The sequence below is a fragment of the Lysobacter soyae genome, from assembly GCF_019551435.1.
Taxonomy (GTDB): domain Bacteria; phylum Pseudomonadota; class Gammaproteobacteria; order Xanthomonadales; family Xanthomonadaceae; genus Solilutibacter; species Solilutibacter soyae.
The window spans coordinates 1,875,982-1,897,513 of the sequence record NZ_CP080544.1 but is presented as its reverse complement, the minus strand read 5'-3'; the positions used below and the strand labels follow the sequence as shown (position 1 = coordinate 1,897,513).

Genomic DNA, 21,532 nt, shown 5'->3' with positions numbered 1-21,532 from the left:
TTGAAGGGGCTAACAACTGCCATGTTACTAACTGTCGACATGCAAGCATGCCAAACCGACTCGCGCGATCGTGGCATAGGGCGCTATGCGTTCAGCCTCGTAAGCGCCATGCTTGAGATGGGATTTCGAGATATCCATACAACACTGTTGTTGGACGGTGTCGAAGAGCATCGGCTCGGCGAATTGAGAAGAAAGCTGAGGGCGAGGGAAGTCGGCGCCAAGACGGCCACATACAGCTATCCATCGAGCGCAAGCTTCACCGACCTTCATCGCGAGCTGAGGGAGTCTGCGGCGTTGCTCAAAGCAAGAACTGCCGAAGCGCTCGAGAGTGACGTAATCCTTTGTACGAGTTTTTTCGAGGTCGGTGAACGATTTACGGCTGAGCTGAGCACCGATCGTTCGGTTGCAAAGGCAGTCATTGCTTATGACCTTATTCCGCTGTCATTCCCTGAAATGTATCTTCCGGAAGGCGAGTTCATTTCGACTTGGTATCGGGAGAAAGTCGGGCTGTTAGCCGACTTTGACCTGTTTCTTGCTATTTCGGAAGCAACCAAGCGTGATTTGATCGAGCATCTTGGAGTTGACGAAGCTAAGATTGTAGTAATCGGCGCGGGTTTGGACGTTCATCTGGCGAGCGTTGAGGGCATAGATGAAGACGACGTTCTTGGGAAATTTGGAATTGACCGCCCGTTTGTCCTGATGGTCGGAAACGCAGACTGGCGAAAGAATTGCATCGGCGCTCTGGAGGCATTCTCGATGCTCCCTGCCGACGTTCGGGACACGCACCAACTCGTGTTTACCCGTGTCGGCACTGACGTAACTGACGCGTTGAAGGCAGAGCACTCGAGCCTGAAAGACAGCGTAGTTGTTGCGGGGCAGGTTAGCGAAGAAGAGCTTGCCACGTTGTACAAGAGATGCGCAGTCTTCTATTTCCCCTCACATTATGAGGGCTTTGGTCTGCCTATTCTCGAAGCAATGGCTGCTGGCGCGCCCGTTCTCTCATCAAATGCGGGAGCGCTTCCGGAGGTCATACACACAGCCGAAGCGCTGTTCTCGCCAGACAATTCCAGCGAAGGAGCCGAACTCTTGGCGCGGGCACTCTCAGACGAGAGTTTTAGAAGCCGTCTCAAAGCGGGCGCAATCGAGCACGCACACGGCTTTACTTGGTCCAAATGCGCAACGCTCGCCATTGAAGCACTGCGAGGTTTGTCTGTCGTGCAGGCGCCCAAGGCAACCAAATGGTTGCCTAGCGAATCAGAGATTAGCACGCTCGCAGCAGCCGTCAGGCATTCCGATCGCGACGGCGTTGTAGAGCTGAAGCAAGCCTTAAGCCGGATAAACAAGAAGGCAAACCGAAGAATATTAGTCGATATTACCGAGGTGGTCCGACTGGACGCTCGGAGCGGAATTCAACGGGTTGTGCGGAATTTCTGCAGGGGTCTGCACAATGCGGCCACGCAAACCGGCCACCAGGTCGTACCGTTTTGCTGGACCGAAACGGGAATCATGGATGCTTCTGACTTTTTGGGTCAAGAGCGTACAAAGTCAAATGCTGATATCTCTCTTAACAATCTGCTTCGGCCGGAAGTTAATGACATTGTCTTCATGGTCGACTCTTCCTGGTGGCTGCCTCAAAGATTCGAGGCATTCCACGCAGAGATCAGGAGCTTGGGTGGAGAGGTCGTGTGGATGGTGTACGACTTGATCCCAATACGTGTTCCTGAGACTTGCGACCCTCAGGTACTTCCTGCATTCAAGGGTTGGATTGACTACGCGATTCAAACTGCCGACGGATTCATATGCATTTCTCATGCAACGGAAGCGGATCTTCTTGAATACATGAATGAAACCCTGCATCAAGCAACGCCTAGACCGTGGACGCGCAATGTGCACCTAGGGAGTGATCTCGAAATGGGCAGCGCGACGGCTGGTGACTCGGATCGAATAGTGGAATTGAAGAAGATCTTGGGCGCTAGCCCGGTTTTTCTCGCTATTGGCACTGTAGAACCAAGGAAAGATTACGAAACGATTTTGCGTGCCTTTGAAAGACTTTGGAGTGCGGACGAGGACGTACGTCTCGTCCTCGTCGGGAAGCAAGGATGGAACATTGAGCATTTCGCTAAGAAGCTGCGTACCCATTCTGAGCTACACAAACGCTTGTTTTGGCTGGAAAGTTTAAGCGACGAAGACTTGTCTTCGATTTTGGATCGATCCGACGCCCTGATTCAGGCGTCTGTAGCAGAAGGGTTTGGCTTGCCGGTTGTCGAGGCAGGTAGCTTGGGGAAGCCGTTGTTCCTTTCAGATTTGGTCGTTTTTCGTGAAATTGCAGAATGCGAAGCGACTTACTTTCCGGTGGGCAATGACAAAGAACTCTCGCGCGAAGTTTCGGCCTCTCTACTGCGTAGGAATTGGAAAGTTCCGAGAAATATCAAGACACTGACGTGGACTGAAGCTTCTCGTATTCTGTTTTCAACTTTGATTGAGCCTTAGTAGCGGCACGCTGCTATTTGATAGAGATGGCAATCAAGCCCACTCCGAGCCTTCGGTTATCGGGTGACAAATTTAGTTCAGCTGGCGAAGCTGGGTTTGCCACGTGAATGTCAATCGCAACTAAGCCGTTGGACTTGGCCAATAAAGCCGCCGGTAACTCGAGATTTATTTCGATCGGAATTTTCGCTGAAGAAATAGTAGTTGCCGCAATCTGCTTGCCGTTTACGAGAAAGCTGACGTCCACGGCTTGATGCGATAACGCGAAAAAGGACGTTAGTTTCAGGTATACGGCGACAGGATCAGTACCGTTTGCAATGCGGAATTTGAGCGAAGATTTCTTGCCAATGCTCCAGCTTCCCCATGGTTCCAGCTGACCCCAGTTTGTATCCTGGAACTGTCGGAACGAGGGCGACGATGTAGACGTGTAAACCTGACCTTTGTTGGCGATGACAGTTAGACGGTCAATGACGTCGGAGGAAATGCTGAAGTAGCGCTCATCTGTAGTGTTGAATTCCTGAGTAAAAGAAGCAATCGCGCGCGTTATTTCGGATTCACTCATGCTACAAAGACTTGATCCGACTACTTTCGGATGGCTTCCCGGACCCAAAAAGAGTGCTTTTCTGCAATTGGGTCCTAACACTACTGATGGGCGAATTGCTGCTACCTCGCCAAGTCCAGAATTGCGTTCGAAGAATACTTCGGCTGGCGGATCGTAGATATTCGGTAGAGATGAATAAATTAGTCGGGCCGCAGGAGAGGGCTCAGTAAACGTCTGCGGGAGGGCAGGCCAAAAATTCCATAGATTCCAGCAAGCCAGAATTGAAAAAACAACTGTGGCCAGAACTGTCTTTAGCCTACGCATGATGGGGTCGATCAAAGCTCTTGAACACTCTCAGAAGTGGAAAATAAAACAGCGGCAGATACCAGAGGCCGTATCTGGCCAAGTGCACGGTCGCGCCAGAATTCATATTCTGACTTGCATTGTGCGCCCATAGTGCGGAGGTGCAGTAGACGAGCACAAGCAAAACTGGGCCCATGTTCGCCTTTAGGCGTTCCCATCCATCATGAATAAGATAGAAAACAGAGACACCGAGCAGTAGCAAACCCAGTGGCCAGTTCGGAAACAGACCAATATCCGGATCTATCAAATAGCGAAAAGCGGTGAAATCACGGTTTAGATCAGCGCCGCCGGCCAACAGCTGAGGTGTAACCACGCCATATCGAGCGAAGTAATACCATGGATGAACAAGAACGATGATTGCGCTCAAAATCAAGAGGGCGGAATTGGAAAGCCGATTCGCTGGAATGCGAAAAAAGTCGTAAGCACCAATGATCCAGCAAAAAGCAGCTGGCAGGGCAAAGCTGATGTTTTGCGTGCTCACTAGACTGAATAGCAGCGCAGCAAACGCCCACTTTCTTGAGAACGCGCAGATAAACGCGGCTGTCGACAGTGTAGCGGTCCACCACTCCGTATGAACCTTCGTGAGAAACCAGAGCATCGGTGAAGTTAACAGTAATGCGGTAGCCGCGACCGCGCCCATTCGCCCATCAGTTCTGAGAGAGATACAGACAAGCAAGAGAAAGAGCGCCGCGTGAAGGGCCATAAAGCCAATATGCGCACCGCCAGGTAGAAATGTGTCTGATACAGCACCAGCTAGTGAATATGCCCAGAAGTGATTAAAATCGCTTGTGGATCCCACGCGCAACGCCGGAAACTTCTTTTTCAGTTGCCCTGTAGGTTCGAGGCCAGCGACTTCACCGGTCTCGCGTAGCCTTTGATATTTTTGCCAGCCAGAGTCTGTCATGTACGGAACTTTTGCCTGTGCTAGCGCAACCTCCATGGCGTAGTATTCCGCGCCATCCCCGACATTTGTCGCGTTGAACTGCAGTGCAAATCCGAAAAGCAGCGCGGTTGAAAAAACCAACGCGTAAAAGTCCGGCTTTAAAGCACACAGAGCTCTAAAAATGCTCACGGCTCGAGCATCATTTTGGCTAAGCGTCGCCCTTCCTTGACGGCATAGTTGGTTCCCCGATCTTCAGGATAGACTTGCGCCATGCTGGTCAAATATACGTTGGCGAGTGGGGTGTTATTACCGGGGACTAGGGAAGAATAAAATCTCTCCGCAATCGGCTGTGCGTAGTCGGCCTTCCAGACATGCGCGTCGACAATCCACGTTTTGTCGAACTCGGGAAACATCTTCTTCAAATGTGGAAGGGAAAATTCGACAAGCGCATCATCATCCATGTTGTACATGGGATGGTCGGTTGGCAGGTACTTTGACAGATAGACAATGTGTCGGCCGCCGTAGGAACTTGGCGGCTCGAAATTCGTATGCTCAATTACGCCCACATACGGAAATCCGGGGTCATTGACGTTCAGCCAATAGGTGTCTGAGAGACTTCGGTCGAGTGTCAACACAAGACAGACATTTGCCAAATAACGGATTCTTCTCAATTGGCTCAAGAAAGTCTCAGGCACCGAGCCTTCTAGCAAGTCTGCCGAGATTGGAAACGCGGTGGAGAGGACCACATTGTCAGATCGCACAACCTCACCATCGGCAAGTTCAACACCAGTCGCCTTTCCGTCGGACGTAAGGACTTTGCGTGCGGTAGTTGAAACCATGACCCGCCCGCCCAAACGGACGATCTCAGCCGCGAGTCGTTCGGCTAAAGCTGCAAATCCACCGCGGAAATAGGCTAACACCTCGTCGCCGGATGAACTTCGACTTCCGCCGCGTAATACCAGCTTTTTCCAGAACCAGACGGCGGAAATGTCGTTGGCCACGCTTCCGAATTTTCCTACCAAGAGCGGATCCCAAACGACGTGATATGCCCTTTGCCCGCAAAGCTTTATCAGCCATTCCTTGGCCGTCAGGCTTTCAAGCGTTTTCCAATCCTTTACCCGCTTTGCCCGCAATACGGCAATGCCGAGACGGATGCGATCATGAAACGGGAGTGCGTTAAACCTCAACAAATCGAGCGGGGTACTCAAACGAAAGAACTGGTTGGAGTAGTACATGCCTGTTCGGGTCGGTCGCAGGACAACTTTGTCCTCCTCTCCCAGTTCCGAGATTATCCGCATGATGTCGAGATCATTGTTGAACCAGTGATGGTAAAACTTCTCTAACGTTTGCTGTTCTACATTGAAGCCGCCCGCCAAGCCTCCGACTTGCGAATCAGCTTCAACGACCACTACGGATTTTCCGGCTTTGGCCAATTCATAGGCAACCGCGAGCCCTGCGAATCCCCCACCGACGACAGCGGTGTGAAAGCTGCTTTGTTCAATATCCTGTTGCATTTAGCTGGCGCTTCCTTCAGTTGTGCGAAACGTGACTGCTTTGTTGATTGAGAATTGAAGAACCAGTACCACACCCAAGGTTGCGATTTTGGCGACGAAAGGTGAGAAATTCAGCTTGGAAATCAGCACCCACAGCAATGCGCTGGAGACTATGTAACCCAGCAGGGCGGTACCTAAAAACAACGCGAGTCTTTCAAAGGGGCGATCTTTCGCGTCAAAAGTGAATTTTCGGTTTAGCAAGAAGCTTATAAGCGTGCCTGCTGCATACCCTGCGAAATTTGCAAGCTGGTAATTTGCGCCATTTGAAACAAGCGCTCCGAATATCGCCAGATCGGTTAACACGCCGCTGCCGCCACAAATTGCGTATAGAACGAACTGTCGTATCGCAGCGGAATTGCTCTTGAGAAGGTCAAACACTTTCAGCTTCGCCGAGATTTAGTGATTCACCGATGACGGCCTGAGGGCGACCGTTCACATGAAGCAGAACGCGCCCCAAGTACTCACCGATAATGCCAACAGACATAAGTTGGATTCCACCCAGAATCATTGACGAGACCATTAGTGAAGACCACCCGATCGGCATCGCATTAATCGTGAATCTCTGAATGACGAACGCAAGCGCACCCACAAGTCCTATCACCGAGAATGCCAGACCAGTCAGTGACGCCATTCTCAAGGGGGCGACCGAAAACCCAGTTGCCATTTTCAGCCAGAGTGAGATGGATTTTCTGAGACTGTATCCGGACTGACCATCTGCGCGTTCATGATGGTCTATTAGCGCGCTGGTTATGCGGTCAGTGGATTGCAGTATCAATCCGTCCAAGTACACATTGGGACCTACAAAGCGCACCAACTCGTTCCGCACGCCACCCACCATCGCCTTGAATGGAGAGAGGTACAGGTTTTTGGGTTTCCCAAGCAGAATCGCTGCAACTGAATCATTGAAACGACTGCCTAGCCGCTTCCACAACACGTGCTTTCTGGCTTTGAACGATCCGTAACAAACGTCGTACCCTTTGGCGAGCGACTCGACCAACACTTGGATGTCGGAAGGAGAGTGCTGCAAGTCGTCATCCATGGTGACGACAACTTGACCTCGTGTATTGCGCATTCCGCAGAGAACAGCGTTGTGCTGTCCGGCGTTTTTCCTGAGATTGATTGCTTTCAACCACGGTCTATCTCTGGCCAGACCTTTGAGTACGTGCCAGGATTTGTCTGGACTGCAATCGTTTACCATCACGACTTCGAACGAGTCCCCGTAATTTTTTGCAAGCTCCCGCTCCAATTGTTTGACGAGTTCCGGCAAGATGGATTCACTGCGATATACCGGAATGACGACGGAAATGGCTGGCTTCATTGTTTGCTACCGTAATATTTCTGAAGGACGCGAAATGTATAGCCCGGCGATACGTCAATCTCCAATTCGTTTGACCAACGGACCATCATTGCCGAGTCGGGCGTGGAGCCGCCGCCCGAATCCACAACGTCGAAGTTGGCGGTTCGCCGTAAAACGCTCTCCATCAGGCCGACCAGTTCAAGCATGGAGACGACTTCCGGTGGCGCAATTTCGCTGATGCCAGATGAAGTTGCTTGCGCAGTGTGCTGGACGGAAATTCGCGCGACGTCTTCCACATCCACGAGGCATCGAACGGCATTCCCCCAAATTGCGAAACGCTCGCCGCTTTGAAGATGGGTTGCGATGAAATTAGTAAGCGTGTGCGGGTTGGGGGTTAGGCCCACAACTTGAGGAAGTCTGAAAATTTGATGCTTTGGATGTTGTCCCACCAAGCGTTCCATATTCAACTTGTGCTTGACGTAAGGACTGTTCGCGCGGTCCGGATCACTAATACTGCAAGTGCTGAAATAGACCACCGAGGCCGGGTACTCTTCCAGATGCGTGCACAACATCGCATACTCACGATCAAACTCAGAGGCTCTGGTTTCGGATGAGTTGGAAACCCCTGACGCAAAGACGACAGCATCGAATTCCTCACCGCAAGCGCGAACCGCATTCGCCAACAGTCCATTGCCGACTATCTTCACTAAACTTCCATTATTGAATAAGGGCCTACGGTTGCAGGCAGGGCGGGGATCGTCACCAGCCGGATAACGACCCCGGTGAATGGATTACTTGGCCGTATCCAATCGGTACCCCGTAATATCGACTTTCGCGCCCTCGGGAACATTTACGCGGACTTCGACTTTTGCAGTATCGACAGGCAACGTAACATCAAACTCGGTCAGGGCTGCCCCGGCTTGCGTCGGCGCGGCAATCTCTTGTTTTTGAATAATGTTCTTGCCCGCGTCTGAAGCAACGTCTACGACAATGGTTTTGCCCTCGGGAACCGTTGCGACCGAACCATCAATTTTGAGGTGGTATCGGCCGGCTTTCAAACCAATGTAGGGTCCGAACATCAGGAAACCGGCCTTTCCAGTGGATTCCAAGCGGCCGTTTGTCAGAGTGCCTACGCCTTCTTGCATGTTCAGCGCATCGGTCGCAGCCGACTTCACAATGGTCGTTTCGTAGGAAATCGCCTCCGCAGCATCGCTTTGCGGAGGAGCACCTGCCTCGGCGGGTGCACTTGAAGGTGCTGTTGCAACGTCAGCGGGGGTCATAGTTTCCTGCTTTTGGCAGCCGCTAAGGGTAGCGATTATCAGGGTCGTGGCAAAGGCGACGTTACGCATGGTGGCAATCCTTGGTTTGGGTTTTAGGTGAAGCGAGAATCAGTGCAGAATCGATTATTCGTTAAAAGAAAATGCCCAATCTGAAGGGAGCGGGGAATGAAATAGTGTTCCCTCTTTACATAGGCAGTGTGCCGCGGAGAGGCGAGCCGTCTCGCGCCAAATCGCCCCGTCACCTGCTGCATTTGTACAGTTTCACTCAAGACAATAACCGCGTTGGTGCTGCTTAGCCAGCCGAAACTCTAATGCGATCGGCGAGACCCACCCGCATTCAAGGAATTTGCGCCTGCAGCTCAGGCAGCACCTGAAACAAGTCTCCGACCAGTCCCAAATCCGCGACTTCGAAAATCGGTGCGTCCGCATCCTTGTTGATCGCAACAATCGTTCCTGCGTCCTTTATACCGGTCAGATGTTGGATGGCGCCGGAAATGCCGATGGCGACGTATAGCTCCGGGGCAATGATCTTTCCTGTTTGTCCAACCTGCATGTCGTTGGGCACGTATCCGGCATCGACGGCAGCGCGCGATGCGCCGACCGCTGCCCCCAATTTGTCTGCCAGGTCGTACACGATCTTGAAGTTTTCAGCACTTCCGACGCCGCGACCACCCGAAATCACGCGGCGGGCACTTTGGAGGTCGGGGCGATCGCTCGACCCGGCAGAAAGCTTCACGAAGCGGGTATGCGAAGGCAACGGTACGTCGACGGAGACTTGCTCAACCTCGGCATTCCCACCGTGTTCTGCCTGCGGCCAAGACGCAGTACGGACCGTTGCGACGACCACTGAACCCGCCGGCGCTTCCACTGTAACAATGGCGTTGCCGGCGTAGATCGGCCGTTTGAATGTGTGTGATCCCTCGACCGCCATCAGGTCGGAGACCTGTGACACTCCCAAAATTGCGGCAATGCACGGCATCAGGTCTTTGCCGAAGGTTGTGCTCGGGCCGAATATATGGCTATAGCCCTCGGCCAGCCGGACGACTTGGGGTGCTTGAACTTGCGCAAGGGCGTGGGCGTTGGCTTCGCTGGCGACCGCCCGCACTTTGCTGACGCCGCTGATTCGGGCAGCTTCTGCCGCAACTGCTGTCGGATCGGCCGCGAGCACGACCACATCGATGGCTTCCGGATTCAACGCCTTTGCCGCCGAAACGCACTTTGCTGTCGCGGCATTCAATTTGCCGTCAAGATGTTCTGCGACGATGAGGACCTTTGACATCACAACAACCCCTTTTCTTTGAGCTTGGCAACCAATTCAGCAGCATCCTTCACCATAACGCCGCGGCCTCGCTGGGCCGGTGCGGCGAAGTGGGTGGTCTTCAGGCCCTCATGGGCATCCACGCCCAATTCGGCCAGCTGAATCGTTTCCAGCGGTTTGCTTTTCGCCTTCATGATGTCCGGCAATTTGATGAAGCGCGGCTCGTTCAATCGCAAATCGGCCGTCACCACGCCGGGCAAATCGATTTCCAACGTTTCCAAGCCTGCGTCTACTTCGCGCGTCACCGTCGCTTTTCCATCCACCACAGCGAGCTTGCTGGCAAACGTCGCTTGCGGGCGCCCCCATAGCGTTGCCAACATCTGGCCGGTTTGGCTGGCGTCATCATCGATAGCCTGCTTGCCAAGCAACACGAGTTCGGGCTGCTCCTTCTCGACCAGCTTGAGAAGAACGCGTGCGGCGGTAAGCGAATGGACCGGGCCCTCGGAAACGACGTGAATCGCCCGATTAGCGCCCATGGCCAAACCATTGCGCAGATGCGGTTGTGCATCCGCAGGCGCAATGGTGACGATGACAACTTCGGTAGCTTTGCCGGAATCGCGCAGACGCAATGCCTCTTCAAGGGCGATATCGTCAAAAGGGTTTGCGGAGAGCTTTACCCCGTCAGTCACGACCCCGGTACCGTCGGGCTTCACCTGCACCCGTACGTTCGCGTCAACGACACGCTTGTAACCGACAAGAATTTTCATGTCCAATCCCTCGAAAACAGCCTTCTATTGTAACGAACGCCGCTCAATTCGGCAGCCCGGGAGGGTGCTAACGTATCATGGGGTGGTCTCCAATCTCTCACTTTCAAGAAGGACCCTGCATGGCAACTTGGCTCGTTACCGGCGGCGCCGGATTCATCGGCGGCAATTTCGTGCTGGACGCGGTCGGGCGGGGTGTGAAAGTCGTCAATCTGGATGCCCTCACCTATGCCGGCAACAAAGACACCTTGGCTTCCATCGAAGGGAACCCGAATCATGTTTTCGTTGAAGGTGATATCGGTGATAGAACACTCGTCGCCGAATTGCTCGCCGAGCATCAGCCGGATGCCGTGATCAATTTTGCAGCGGAAAGCCATGTGGATCGGTCGATCGATGGGCCCGCAGAATTCATCCAGACCAACGTCGTCGGAACGCTGGGGTTGCTGGAAGCGACGCGCGACTATTGGAAACTTTTGGAAGATGAGCGTCAATCGGCATTTCGCTTCTTGCACGTGTCCACGGACGAGGTTTACGGCTCGCTGGGAGAGACGGGCCTGTTCACGGAAACAACGCCTTACGCGCCGAATTCCCCGTATTCGGCGTCCAAGGCGGCCTCTGATCATTTGGTGCGCGCGTTTCATCACACCTATGGTCTGCCCGTCCTCACCACCAATTGTTCGAACAATTACGGTGAATACCAATTTCCTGAAAAATTGATCCCGCTCATTATTGCCAAGGCCTTGGCCGGCGCGCCGCTGCCAATCTACGGCGACGGAAAGAACGTGCGCGACTGGCTGTATGTAGGCGACCATTGCAGTGCCATTCGACGCGTACTCGAAGCGGGCAAGGTGGGAGAGACATACAACGTCGGTGGCAACTCTGAAAAACAGAATATCGAAGTTGTCCGAACCATTTGCGGGCTGCTCGACCAACGCCGTCCCAAAGCGGACGGTACGCAATATGTATCCCAGATCACCTATGTGCAGGACCGCCCAGGACATGACCGGCGGTACGCCATCGATGCGTCCAAGTTGAAACGTGAGCTCGGATGGGAACCTGCTCATACCTTCGAGCAGGGGATTGCGGCAACCGTCGACTGGTATCTGGCCAACCAACAGTGGGTGAATCGCGTGCTCGATGGCAGTTACCGCCTTGAGCGCATTGGGCAAGTCTGAGGAGCAGCGCATGGATCGCAAAGGCATTATCCTCGCCGGGGGTTCCGGCACCCGGCTGTATCCAATTACGCAAGGCATCAGCAAACAACTGTTGCCTGTCTATGACAAGCCGATGATCTATTACCCGCTGAGCGTCCTGATGCTGGCGGGCATCCGCGAGGTGCTGATCATCAACACGCCGCACGAGCAAGCGCTGTTCAAGACACTGTTGGGCGATGGCAGCCAATGGGGTATGAAATTTGAATATGTCGCCCAGCCGAGCCCGGATGGCTTGGCGCAAGCGTTCATTCTGGGAGAGGCATTTCTTGCCGGTGCCCCAAGTTGCCTGGTTCTCGGAGACAACATCTTCCACGGTCCGGGACTCACAGCGATGTTGAAACGCGCAGGCGCCAGATCTGAAGGGGCGACGGTATTCGGGTATTGGGTGCAGGATCCTGAACGTTACGGCGTGGCAGAATTCGATGGCGAAGGAAAAGTGGTCGGGCTTGAGGAAAAGCCCGCGAAGCCGCGTTCAAACTATGCAGTGACCGGCTTGTATTTCTACGACGGCAATGCACCTGAAATCGCCAAGGCCCTGAAGCCCTCGCCTCGAGGCGAACTGGAAATCACCGATTTGAATACGGTGTATTTGCAAAAGAACGCATTGCATCTGGAGCAATTGGGGCGCGGATACGCATGGTTGGACACGGGTACCCACCAATCTTTGCTGGAAGCCGCCAACTACATTGAAACAATCGAGACACGACAAGGACTTCGTGTGTGCTGTCCAGAGGAGATCGCGTTCAATAACGGTTGGATCAGCGAATCCCAGTTGCTGGAGCTCGCCCGGCCGCTTGCCAAGAATGGCTACGGGCAATATTTGATGCAACTCCCCAACCGGGGTTATGTGCCGTGAAAGTGATCGAAACCGATTTGCCCGGATGCTTGGTGTTTGAGCCCCGCGTGTTCGGCGATGACCGCGGCTATTTCTACGAATCTTTCAACGCGGACAAGTTGTCCCCGCTGGGATTCGATTTGACTTGGAAACAAGGCAATGTGTCATCGTCCACGCGCGGTGTTCTGCGGGGGCTTCACTATCAGTGGCCCAAGCCCCAAGGTAAATTCGTCTCCGTTGTGCAGGGTGAAGTGTGGGACGTGGCGGTGGACATTCGCAGGGGCTCGCCTACTTTCGGCCAATGGACCTCTGAAATCCTGAGTGCAGCAAACAAGAAGCATTTCTGGATTCCGGAAGGGTTCGCGCACGGATTTGTCGTGTTGAGCGATTCCGCTGTATTCACCTATTTGTGTACTGAAACCTACGATGCACAAGCGGACGCCAGCATTGCTTGGAACGACCCCGAATTGGCGATCGATTGGCCACTTCAGGGCTCGGCGCCGGCATTGTCTGAAAAAGATGCCACTGCTCCTTTACTGCGCGACATTTCGACCGAGCGGCTCCCTCGTTTCCTTGGGTGAAGATCGGGTGCTTGCCACGCAAAGCCGCGACAATCGAAGATCTTAAAATCGATTCGCGAGTGGACCAAAGTACGAGGGCGTGTGCGGAAACGACTGCTAGAATCCGAAGTTTGAAGGCGGTCCTCTAGGTTAGACATGCAAACTTCCAAAGTGTTCGAAAATGCCAATGCCGCATTGCAAGGCGCAGTCGCTGATGGTCAGACGCTCGCAGTCGGCGGGTTTGGACTGTGCGGGATTCCTGAGGCCCTGATTACTGCCCTAAGGGATTCGGGCGTTAAGAATTTGACAGCAATCTCCAATAACGCGGGCGTAGACGGCTTTGGGCTCGGCCAACTATTGGAAACGCGCCAAATCAAGAAGATGATCTCCTCTTACGTGGGCGAAAACAAGGAATTCGAGCGCCAATATCTCGGCGGCGAACTGGAACTTGAATTCAACCCGCAAGGAACACTTGCCGAGCGGCTTCGCGCCGGGGGCGCCGGAATTCCGGCTTTCTTCACGGCAACGGGTTTTGGAACCGTGGTTGCGGAAGGCAAGGAAACCCGTGAAATCGACGGTCGCTGGTACGTGTTGGAAACTGCGCTGAAGGCTGACGTATCGCTCGTTAAAGCTTGGAAAGCCGACAAGGCTGGCAATCTCGTGTTCCGCAAAACCGCACGCAACTTCAATCCCGCCTGTGCGATGGCTGGCGATCTCTGCATTGCCGAAGTGGAGGAGTTGGTCGAGATCGGTGATATCGATCCCGACCATGTGCATTTGCCGGGTATTTTTGTCGACCGGATCATTGTCAACGCAACGCCGGAAAAACGCATCGAGCAGCGCACGCTGCGTGCCGAGGAGGCGCAATAATGGCTTGGACGCGTGAAGAGATGGCGCAGCGCGCTGCAAAGGAACTGACCGACGGCGCCTACGTCAATTTGGGTATCGGTTTGCCCACGATGGTGGCGAATTACATTCCCGATGGTATGAACGTTTGGCTGCAAAGCGAAAACGGTCTGCTAGGCATCGGCCCGTTTCCGACCGAGGCAGAATTGGACGCGGATTTGATCAACGCGGGCAAACAAACGGTCACCGCGATGCCCGGCGCGAGCTTTTTCGGCAGTCATGATTCCTTCGCGATGATTCGCGGCGGGCACATCGACCTCGCCATTCTGGGTGCCATGGAAGTCACGGACAAAGGTGATCTCGCCAACTGGATGGTGCCCGGAAAGATGGTGAAAGGCATGGGCGGTGCCATGGATCTGGTCGCCGGCGTCAAGCGCGTTGTCGTTTTGATGGAACACACCACAAAGACGGGTTCGCCGAAAATTTTGCCGGAATGCACTTTGCCGCTCACCGGTGTGGGTGTGGTCAATCGCATCATCACCGAACTCGGCGTGTTCGACATTACGCCGAACGGCTTGGTGGCAACGGAGCTGGCGGAAGGCGTGAGTCTGGAAGAAGTAAAGCAAAAGACCGGGGTATCGCTGGTCGGCGCTTGAAATCCATGCAAACGTCAGTTGTTGTTTGTACACATAACGGCGAGGCGTTCCTACGGGAACAGTTGGACAGCATCTTGCGGCAAACCCGTCCGCCGTCGGAAATCATCATTTCCGATGACGGTTCGACGGACAGCAGCGTGTCAATCATTGAGGCCTTCGCAACGAAGGCCCAAGCTGCCGGGATTGCATGCCAAGTGGTTGCAAATGTGCGCGCACTCGGTGTTACGGGAAACTTTGAATCGGCCTGCCAGCGCGCCAATGGCGAAGTGATCTTTCTTGCCGACCAAGACGATGTTTGGCATACCGATAAGGTGGATCGACTTCTCAAGGTGCTGGCGCAAAATGAGGTCGTCTTGGTGAGCTCAAATGCGGAGATCATCGACGCGGCCGGGCAAAAAACAAACGAAACCCTATTTTCCCGTTTGCGCATTTCCCCAGCGGAACTTTCTTTGCTGCGGAATGGTGATTTGAGCAATTTGATTCTTTACAGGACAGCTTTCACGGGTGCGACTTTCGCATTCAAGAAGTCACTTTTGAAACATGCCTTACCGTTCGACCGGAAGCTTGTCCACGACGAATGGTTGGTGCAGGTGGCGTGGGTCGTTGGTGAGGTGCGTACTGTGCAAGAGTCCCTGATGGACTATCGCTTGCATGCATCCAATACCATTGGTTTGGATGCGCCTGCCGTGGAATCTATTGACGACACTTTTGGGGCTAGGCTGGGAAGTCACTTACAGCGGATCATTGGGAAATTGACACCGCTTGTCGAACGCTTTGAGAACAGCGCGGATGGCGTCACCAACGCCAAACGTCTCCTGTTGAGACGTAAACAACTTGAGCTTGCTTTGGCGAGAGGGCGTTATCCGAAATCGCTGCCTCGTCGTTTGCACGCAGTGTTCAATAACTGGAAATCAAAGCTCTATGCAGTCGAGCCGTCACCGATGCGGACGGCGATGTTGGATATTTTCAGAAACCCCCAAGCGAAGTCGGTGTCATGATCATTCGACTGGTGGACGCGGATTCCGGGAGCACTGCGGAGGTTTCCACGTTTGGCGCCCGTGTGCTGTCGTGGCAATGCCAAGGCCGCGAGCGGATCTTCATGCCTGATATTGGCAAGGACGATCCGCGCGCTGCGCCTCATGGTGGTGTTCCCGTCTTGTTTCCACAGTTCGGGTTTTTCGGGAACGGTCGAAAGCACGGTGTTGTACGGGACATCGACTGGGCCGTGGAGAAGCAGGCCGACGACTTTGTCTTGATGCATTGCCGTTTCGAGAATCCCGAAGCGTTTTCCAAAGCCGAAGTGCGCTTACGCGTCGAATTGGAACGCGATGCATTGGCGATGTACTTTTCGGTCATCAATGCGAGCAACACGGCCATGAGATTTACTTGTGGCTTGCATACCTACCTGCGCGTCGAGGATGTTTCTCAGGTGCGCGTTACGGGGCTAGAGCAGTCTGCTTGGCAAGACGCATTGAACGGACTGCAATCTGTAGCGGCTGCCAAACAAGCTCTGGAAGGGCCGGTCAATGTCGATCGCGTTTATGTCGGCACACCGGAGAAACTAACCTTGGCGGAGGCGCTGTCAGGCGTTTCTATCGAACAAACCGGTTTCGCCGACACGGTCGTTTGGAATCCCGGGCCAGAGTTGGCGTTGGGTCTGAGCGATCTTGGCGACGAAGAATGGCGCAACTTTTTGTGCATCGAGGCCGCACAAATTTCGCCACCCGTTGAACTGCCCGCTTGGGATACTTGGTACGGGCGTCAACGGTTGCAAATCAGGGACATCTAAAAGTCCTGTTTAAAGGTTCTGATAATTCGGCCCGGATCCGCCTTCCGGCGTGGTCCAAGTAATGATCTCGTAAGGATCTTTAATATCGCAGGTCTTGCAGTGCACACAGTTGGCTGCATTGATTTGCAGTCGCTTGCCGTGCGGTTGCGATTCGTCGCTGACCATTTCGTACACGGCCGCCGGACAGAAACGTGTGCACGGATTGTCGTATTCCTCGACACATCGTGTCGCGCAAATATCGGTATCGGCCACCTTCAGGTGAATCGGTTGGTCTTCATCGTGTGAGGTGGCGGCGAAGTAGACGCCTTGCAGACGGTCGCGCGGTGCGAGTGTGCGACTGACATAGTCACGCTTCGGCTCGGCGGTGCCCAAGCGATCCAAGGTGTTCCAATCGGCCTTTTGTTTGAGCGTCCAAGGGGAGGCGCCGCGGGTGACGGTTTCCCAGGCGGCATTGAACATGCCGAACCAGAAGCCTTTCTTGAAGCCCGGCTTGATATTCCGAACCTGCTTCAACTCTGCATAGATTTCCGAGTTGCGCAGTTTGGCATCGAAGCCGATCGCGTTTTCGCCGTTGGATTCGGCCAAATGCTTCGCTGCGAGCATGCCGCTTCGAATCGCTTGGTGCGTGCCTTTGACTTTCGGTACGTTCAAGAGGCCGGCGCAATCACCGATGAACAATGCGCCCGGCAATTCCGTCTTCGGCAACGATTGATAGCCGCCCGTAACAATTGCGCGCGCGCCCGCAGAGACGATGCTGCCGCCTTCAAGCAGCGAGGCTACGAGCGGATGGGCTTTCCATTGCTGGAATGCCTCCCAAGGTTTGTATTCGGGATCTTGATAATCCAAACCGCTGACATAGCCCAAGGCGACGCGTCCGCCTTCGAGGTGGTAGATGAAGCTGCCCGCATAAGTCGCGTTGTCTGCCGGCCAGCCCAAGGTATGGACGATCTTGCCCGGCGTGACACGCGAAGCGTCAACTTGCCAAAGTTCCTTGATACCAATCGAATAGCTTTGCGGGTCGCAATCGGCGTCGAGCTTGAATTGCTTCACCAATTGTTTGCTGATGCTGCCACGCGCACCTTCGGCCAAGACGGTGACCTTCGCATGGATGTCTATGCCGGCCGTATAGCTGGGTTTGTGCGAACCGTCTTTGGCGATGCCCATGTCACCGATGCGAACGCCGATCACTCGGCCGCTGTCATCCACCAAAGCCTCGGAAGCGGCGAATCCGGCAAACACTTCCACGCCGAGCGCTTCCGCCTGCGGTGCGAGCCAAGCGCACATCGCACCGAGGCTGACAATGAAATTGCCTTCGTTGTGCATGCCGGGCGGCAATGGCAACTTGCGCTGTCCCTGTTTCGACAGCAGCCAGAATTCGTCCTCTTTCGCGGGCACGCACACCGGCGGCGGATTGTCGCGCCAACCCGGTAACAGGGTGTCCAGCGGCCCGGGCTCAATCACGGCACCGGAAAGAATATGCGCGCCCACGGTGGCGCCTTTTTCCAGCACACAGACCGAAATGTCGGGCTTCAACTGTTTGAGGTGGATGGCGAACGAAAGGCCGGCCGGGCCTGCGCCCACCACAACCACGTCAAATTCCATCACGTCGCGTTCAATCGCATCCATCATTCAATCCGGCACTTGCTGAAGTGCCCATTGTAGCCAAGCACACCCCGCGGCGTAGTGCGCTAGGGGCTACTGCGGCGGGCGAAGGGTGGCGTCAGCGGGCGTTCTGCAGGGTCCAGCCGGCGATGTCAGCAGATGCTTTGGACAATGCGGTATCGAAGGCCGAGACCACTTGGGCAACGTCAGTGCCCGACGCCGGCGCGGTTGCGCGGAAGACGCGGTTCTCAATCACCCCACTGGCCTCGGCGCGCACCAACTTGGCCGAGATTTCGACGACGGCAACGGGTGTGGCGCCGCCGGAATAGTCAGCTTCGAAGTGGCGGAGATCCATCAACAATTCGTACTCACCCGGTATCCCAGAGCCACGTCGCACCGTCGTGCGCGTGGCCTCGCTGTCCTCCAGCAGTTGCACGACAGCCGATTGGACCAATTCGGGCGCAGAGTCGACCCAAGCCGCGCCGGCATACACCTGAATCTCATTCGCGTTGGGGCGCACGAGAATGCGCGGGCTGTCGATCAGACCCAAGGCGGTGGGACGACGCACGGAGATTTGTGCGTTGGTGTGCGACCAAGAGGGATCCGGTTTTACATTCAATTGCGGGTTGTACAAGGTGATCGCTTGTTTCTCGGGCAAGATCCCGCAGGCGGATACCAGCAACGCGACGGCGATCAGGCCGATGGATTTGAACGGGCTCATTTCGGGGTGAACTCCTTCGGTTGTTGTTGGCGACCCAGGATGTAGCCGGCCGGATTGCGATCGATACCATTGGAGATACGTCGCAAATCGCGAATCAAAACACGCAGCTCAGAGATCGCCGGACTGATCTGTTGCAAGCCGTCGCCGGTAAAGCTCTTGATCGGGCCGCGGTTTTCCGCAATCAGTGCGTTGGCGTTCTTGCCCGCGCTGTCGAACTCGCCGATGGCGTGATCGAGCTTGTCCAGTGTGGCGGGCATTTTTCCAATCACTTCACGATCCAAACGCACGACTGCGCCATCGACTGTGGACAGCGTGGTCTTGAGCTGCTCACTCGCTTGTCGAGCATTGATGAGCAGGGCGCGAATGTCTTCCTTCTGATCACCGATCGCGCCGGTCGCGGCGCGCAGGTTTTCCAAGGTGTCTTCGATGCGTTTGATATTTTCCTCGCTCAACAGTTTGTCCATCCGCGCCACCAGCTTGTTGGCGGTGTCGGCGATGTTTTGCAATGCCGAAGGTTCGGTCTGGATGACCGGCACTTCGCGCTGGTCCACCTTGACCAACATCGGGCTGCTCGGCATGCCGCCGGTCAGTTGGATGAAAGGGCTACCGGTGAGGCCGGCTTGCGACATTTTGGCCTTGGTATCGGTCTTCACAGGCACATCGGCGTTGAGTTTCAAACGCGCCAACACCCGTCGTGGATCAGTGGCATCCAGCTTGAGTTTCTCGACGGTACCGACCGAAATCCCGTTGTACTGCACCGAACTGCCTTCGGTAAGGCCGGTCACCGGCTCGGTGAAAATCACGTCGTAACGCTGCCAGGTGCGGTCTGACGCAAACTTCGCCGCCCACAATGCGAACAACAGTAGGAATATCGAGATGCCGAGCGTGAAGGCCCCGATCAATACGTAGTTGGCCTTGGTTTCCATGGTCAATCCTTCTTTTTGTCTTTCCGCGCGGTGCTTTGCGCAGCACGGGCCCGCGGGCCGTGGAAATATTCTTGCACCCACGGGTGATCGCAGCGTTCAACTTCTTCGATCGGTGCATTGACGAGAACGCGTTTCTCCGCCAGTACGGCGACGCGGTCGCAGATCCGATACAAGGTATCCAGGTCGTGGGTGATCAGGAAAACCGTGAGCCCCAAGGATTCCTGCAGCGTTTCAATCAATTCATCGAACGCCGATGCGCCGATGGGATCCAAGCCGGCGGTCGGCTCATCCAAGAACAGCAAGGGTGGATCGAGTGCCAATGCCCGTGCCAATCCGGCGCGTTTACGCATACCGCCGGATAACTGCGACGGCAGTTTGGAAACGGTTTCACCCGCAAGTCCGGAGAGCTTCACCTTCAAGAGGGCAAGCTCCTCACGCAAGCGATCGGGAATTTCCGGATGGTGTTCCTTCAGTGGAACTTCGACGTTCTCGCCGACCGTCAATGAGGAAAACAACGCGCCATCTTGGAACAGCACACCGGTGTGGGTCTCGATGCCGTGTCGATCCGCAGCGCGGCCGCTGCGCGGATCGAATCCTAGCACGCGTATCTCTCCTTCTTGCGGCGTTTGCAGTCCGAGAATCGAGCGCATCAGCACCGATTTGCCCGTGCCGGAACCACCGACAATGCCTTGGATCTCGCCGCGGCGAACCTCCAAGTCGAGCTTGTCGTGTACAAGCTGGTCGCCGAAGCGGTTGACCAAGCCTGACACTTTGATGATGGCGTCGTTTGTCGGCTGCATCAGAAACCCATGTACATGAACCACATCGCCGCCAAGGCATCGAGCACGATGACCAATGCGATGCATTGAACGACGGCGGAGGTCGTGCGCTCACCTACCGATTGCGCGGTGCCTTCCACCTGCAGGCCCTCCAAACAGCCGATCAAAGCAATGACCATGGCAAAAATCGGTGCCTTGCTCATGCCGACCAGAAAGTGCCGGATTTCCATGGTTTGTTCCATTCGTGCCAAGTAACCCTGTGCGGGAATATCAAGGCTGACCATGCCGACGACCAGGCCGCCCGCCAAGCCCGCCAACATGGCAAGGAAAGTGAGCAAAGGCAGCATCACCAACAGGGCGGAAACTCGCGGAATCACCAGCACGTCCACCGGGTCGAGTCCGATGGTTTGCATGGCATCCACTTCTTCGCGACTCTTCATGGCGCCGATTTGTGCCGTGAACGCACTGGCGGTACGACCGGCCAACACGATCGCCGTCAACAGCACAGCGAACTCGCGCAAGAAGGAGATGCTCACCAGTTCGACCACGAAAATTGTCGCGCCGAAATCACGCAAGACATTCGCGCCCAGAAATGCGATCACCGCGCCGACGAGGAAATTCAACACCACGACGAGCGGGACGGCATCCAAGCCGACCTGCTCCATGTGATACACCGCCGAGGTGGACCGGAAGCGGCGGGGATTGAACAACATGCGCCAGCCTTTGTGCAGCACTTCACCCAGAAAGCTGATGAGGGCAAGCACTTCACCGGCGTTGTCGAGCACGCCGCGTCCCAGCCGGTCGAGCGCGGCAATGAAGCCGAAATTGCGTTTGGCCGGCTGAGGGTCATCGCAGACGTCGGCTACGGATTCGATCAACGGCAAATGAATGTCACGCCATTCCACGGCGTCCAACGTCAAACCTTGCTTCGCCAGAAAACGCATCAATTGCATCACGCCGAGTGTGTCCAGCGATTGGATATCTCGCGCGTCGACGCGGGAGATTTTGTTGCGCGCACCGCTCAGTGCACGAACAATGTCGGCGGAATGCGCCAGGTCCCATTGCCCAACCAAACGCACACCCGTTTCTCCGCTATCGAGCGGCAAAAGGGCAGGGGCGCAATGTGGGTCCGGCGTCGGCTGCGAATTCATTGCTGCTAGCCTACCTTGCCGACGTCA

At 55.0% G+C, this 21,532-nt stretch carries 22 protein-coding genes; 8 read left to right on the top strand and 14 right to left on the bottom strand.

The features are described 5' to 3' along the window. Positions 1 to 21 precede the first annotated feature (21 nt). Positions 22 to 2,490 (top strand): glycosyltransferase family 4 protein, encoded by a 2,469-nt coding sequence (locus tag H8L67_RS09145; protein ID WP_255555960.1) that lies wholly within the window; start codon positions 22 to 24, stop codon positions 2,488 to 2,490. 13 nt (positions 2,491 to 2,503) lie between these two features. Here the strand turns inward: H8L67_RS09145 and H8L67_RS09140 are convergent, their stop codons facing one another. The 9 genes from H8L67_RS09140 to H8L67_RS09100 form a co-directional block, all read right to left on the bottom strand. Then, a complete protein-coding gene (locus H8L67_RS09140; RefSeq protein WP_220379519.1) occupies positions 2,504 to 3,049 on the bottom strand; it encodes a hypothetical protein in 546 nt (181 codons plus the stop codon). Positions 3,050 to 3,344: 295 nt separating this feature from the next. Then, entirely contained in the window at positions 3,345 to 4,463 is a 1,119-nt protein-coding gene (locus tag H8L67_RS09135) for a hypothetical protein (RefSeq protein WP_220379518.1), read from the bottom strand. Beyond that, on the bottom strand, positions 4,460 to 5,788 hold the full coding sequence (locus H8L67_RS09130; protein ID WP_220379517.1) for an NAD(P)/FAD-dependent oxidoreductase: 1,329 nt from the start codon (positions 5,786 to 5,788) through the stop codon (positions 4,460 to 4,462). Before H8L67_RS09130 ends, H8L67_RS09135 begins: the two co-directional genes overlap by 4 nt. Further along, the gene (locus H8L67_RS09125) at positions 5,789 to 6,205 is read right to left on the bottom strand and encodes a GtrA family protein (RefSeq protein WP_220379516.1); all 417 of its coding nucleotides are present in this window, start codon (positions 6,203 to 6,205) and stop codon (positions 5,789 to 5,791) included. Then, positions 6,198 to 7,145 carry a glycosyltransferase family 2 protein gene (locus tag H8L67_RS09120; RefSeq protein WP_220379515.1) on the bottom strand — a complete coding sequence of 316 codons (948 nt, stop codon included), beginning with the start codon at positions 7,143 to 7,145 and terminating at the stop codon, positions 6,198 to 6,200. Before H8L67_RS09120 ends, H8L67_RS09125 begins: the two co-directional genes overlap by 8 nt. Next, on the bottom strand, positions 7,142 to 7,831 hold the full coding sequence (locus H8L67_RS09115) for an NAD-dependent epimerase/dehydratase family protein (protein ID WP_220379514.1): 690 nt from the start codon (positions 7,829 to 7,831) through the stop codon (positions 7,142 to 7,144). The genes H8L67_RS09120 and H8L67_RS09115 overlap by 4 nt, the downstream gene beginning before the upstream one ends. Positions 7,832 to 7,915: 84 nt before the next feature. Continuing rightward, complete coding sequence (locus H8L67_RS09110) at positions 7,916 to 8,473, bottom strand: hypothetical protein (RefSeq protein WP_220379513.1); 558 nt, start codon at positions 8,471 to 8,473, stop codon at positions 7,916 to 7,918. Between the two features lie 268 nt (positions 8,474 to 8,741). Beyond that, positions 8,742 to 9,683: an electron transfer flavoprotein subunit alpha/FixB family protein gene (locus tag H8L67_RS09105; protein ID WP_220379512.1), complete on the bottom strand. Its 942-nt coding sequence runs from the start codon at positions 9,681 to 9,683 to the stop codon at positions 8,742 to 8,744. After that, entirely contained in the window at positions 9,683 to 10,429 is a 747-nt protein-coding gene (locus H8L67_RS09100) for an electron transfer flavoprotein subunit beta/FixA family protein (protein WP_220379511.1), read from the bottom strand. Before H8L67_RS09100 ends, H8L67_RS09105 begins: the two co-directional genes overlap by 1 nt. Before the next feature lie 119 nt (positions 10,430 to 10,548). On the opposite strand from H8L67_RS09100, the gene rfbB reads away from it, so the two are divergent. The 7 genes from rfbB (at position 10,549) to H8L67_RS09065 (ending at position 16,326) form a co-directional block, all read left to right on the top strand. Next, a complete protein-coding gene (rfbB, locus tag H8L67_RS09095; RefSeq protein WP_220379510.1) occupies positions 10,549 to 11,601 on the top strand; it encodes a dTDP-glucose 4,6-dehydratase in 1,053 nt (350 codons plus the stop codon). 10 nt (positions 11,602 to 11,611) lie between these two features. Then, a complete protein-coding gene (rfbA, locus tag H8L67_RS09090; protein ID WP_220380805.1) occupies positions 11,612 to 12,496 on the top strand; it encodes a glucose-1-phosphate thymidylyltransferase RfbA in 885 nt (294 codons plus the stop codon). After that, positions 12,493 to 13,056 carry a dTDP-4-dehydrorhamnose 3,5-epimerase gene (gene rfbC / locus H8L67_RS09085; RefSeq protein ID WP_220379509.1) on the top strand — a complete coding sequence of 188 codons (564 nt, stop codon included), beginning with the start codon at positions 12,493 to 12,495 and terminating at the stop codon, positions 13,054 to 13,056. Before rfbA ends, rfbC begins: the two co-directional genes overlap by 4 nt. Positions 13,057 to 13,191: 135 nt before the next feature. Continuing rightward, complete coding sequence (locus H8L67_RS09080) at positions 13,192 to 13,905, top strand: CoA transferase subunit A (protein ID WP_220379508.1); 714 nt, start codon at positions 13,192 to 13,194, stop codon at positions 13,903 to 13,905. Further along, positions 13,905 to 14,537, top strand: coding sequence for a CoA transferase subunit B (locus tag H8L67_RS09075; protein ID WP_220379507.1), 633 nt, complete (start codon positions 13,905 to 13,907; stop codon positions 14,535 to 14,537). The genes H8L67_RS09080 and H8L67_RS09075 overlap by 1 nt, the downstream gene beginning before the upstream one ends. A gap of 5 nt (positions 14,538 to 14,542) precedes the next feature. Next, positions 14,543 to 15,535: a glycosyltransferase family 2 protein gene (locus tag H8L67_RS09070; protein WP_220379506.1), complete on the top strand. Its 993-nt coding sequence runs from the start codon at positions 14,543 to 14,545 to the stop codon at positions 15,533 to 15,535. Further along, a complete protein-coding gene (locus H8L67_RS09065) occupies positions 15,532 to 16,326 on the top strand; it encodes an aldose epimerase family protein (protein WP_220379505.1) in 795 nt (264 codons plus the stop codon). Before H8L67_RS09070 ends, H8L67_RS09065 begins: the two co-directional genes overlap by 4 nt. 9 nt (positions 16,327 to 16,335) lie before the next feature. Here the strand turns inward: H8L67_RS09065 and H8L67_RS09060 are convergent, their stop codons facing one another. From H8L67_RS09060 to H8L67_RS09040, 5 genes are all read right to left on the bottom strand, one after another. Further along, on the bottom strand, positions 16,336 to 17,952 hold the full coding sequence (locus tag H8L67_RS09060; RefSeq protein WP_255555959.1) for an electron transfer flavoprotein-ubiquinone oxidoreductase: 1,617 nt from the start codon (positions 17,950 to 17,952) through the stop codon (positions 16,336 to 16,338). 94 nt (positions 17,953 to 18,046) lie between these two features. Beyond that, complete coding sequence (locus tag H8L67_RS09055; protein ID WP_220379503.1) at positions 18,047 to 18,649, bottom strand: ABC-type transport auxiliary lipoprotein family protein; 603 nt, start codon at positions 18,647 to 18,649, stop codon at positions 18,047 to 18,049. Then, entirely contained in the window at positions 18,646 to 19,575 is a 930-nt protein-coding gene (locus tag H8L67_RS09050; RefSeq protein ID WP_220379502.1) for an MlaD family protein, read from the bottom strand. Before H8L67_RS09050 ends, H8L67_RS09055 begins: the two co-directional genes overlap by 4 nt. Before the next feature lie 2 nt (positions 19,576 to 19,577). After that, positions 19,578 to 20,375: an ABC transporter ATP-binding protein gene (locus H8L67_RS09045; protein ID WP_220379501.1), complete on the bottom strand. Its 798-nt coding sequence runs from the start codon at positions 20,373 to 20,375 to the stop codon at positions 19,578 to 19,580. Next, on the bottom strand, positions 20,375 to 21,505 hold the full coding sequence (locus tag H8L67_RS09040; protein WP_220379500.1) for an MlaE family ABC transporter permease: 1,131 nt from the start codon (positions 21,503 to 21,505) through the stop codon (positions 20,375 to 20,377). Before H8L67_RS09040 ends, H8L67_RS09045 begins: the two co-directional genes overlap by 1 nt. Positions 21,506 to 21,532: the final 27 nt, after the last annotated feature.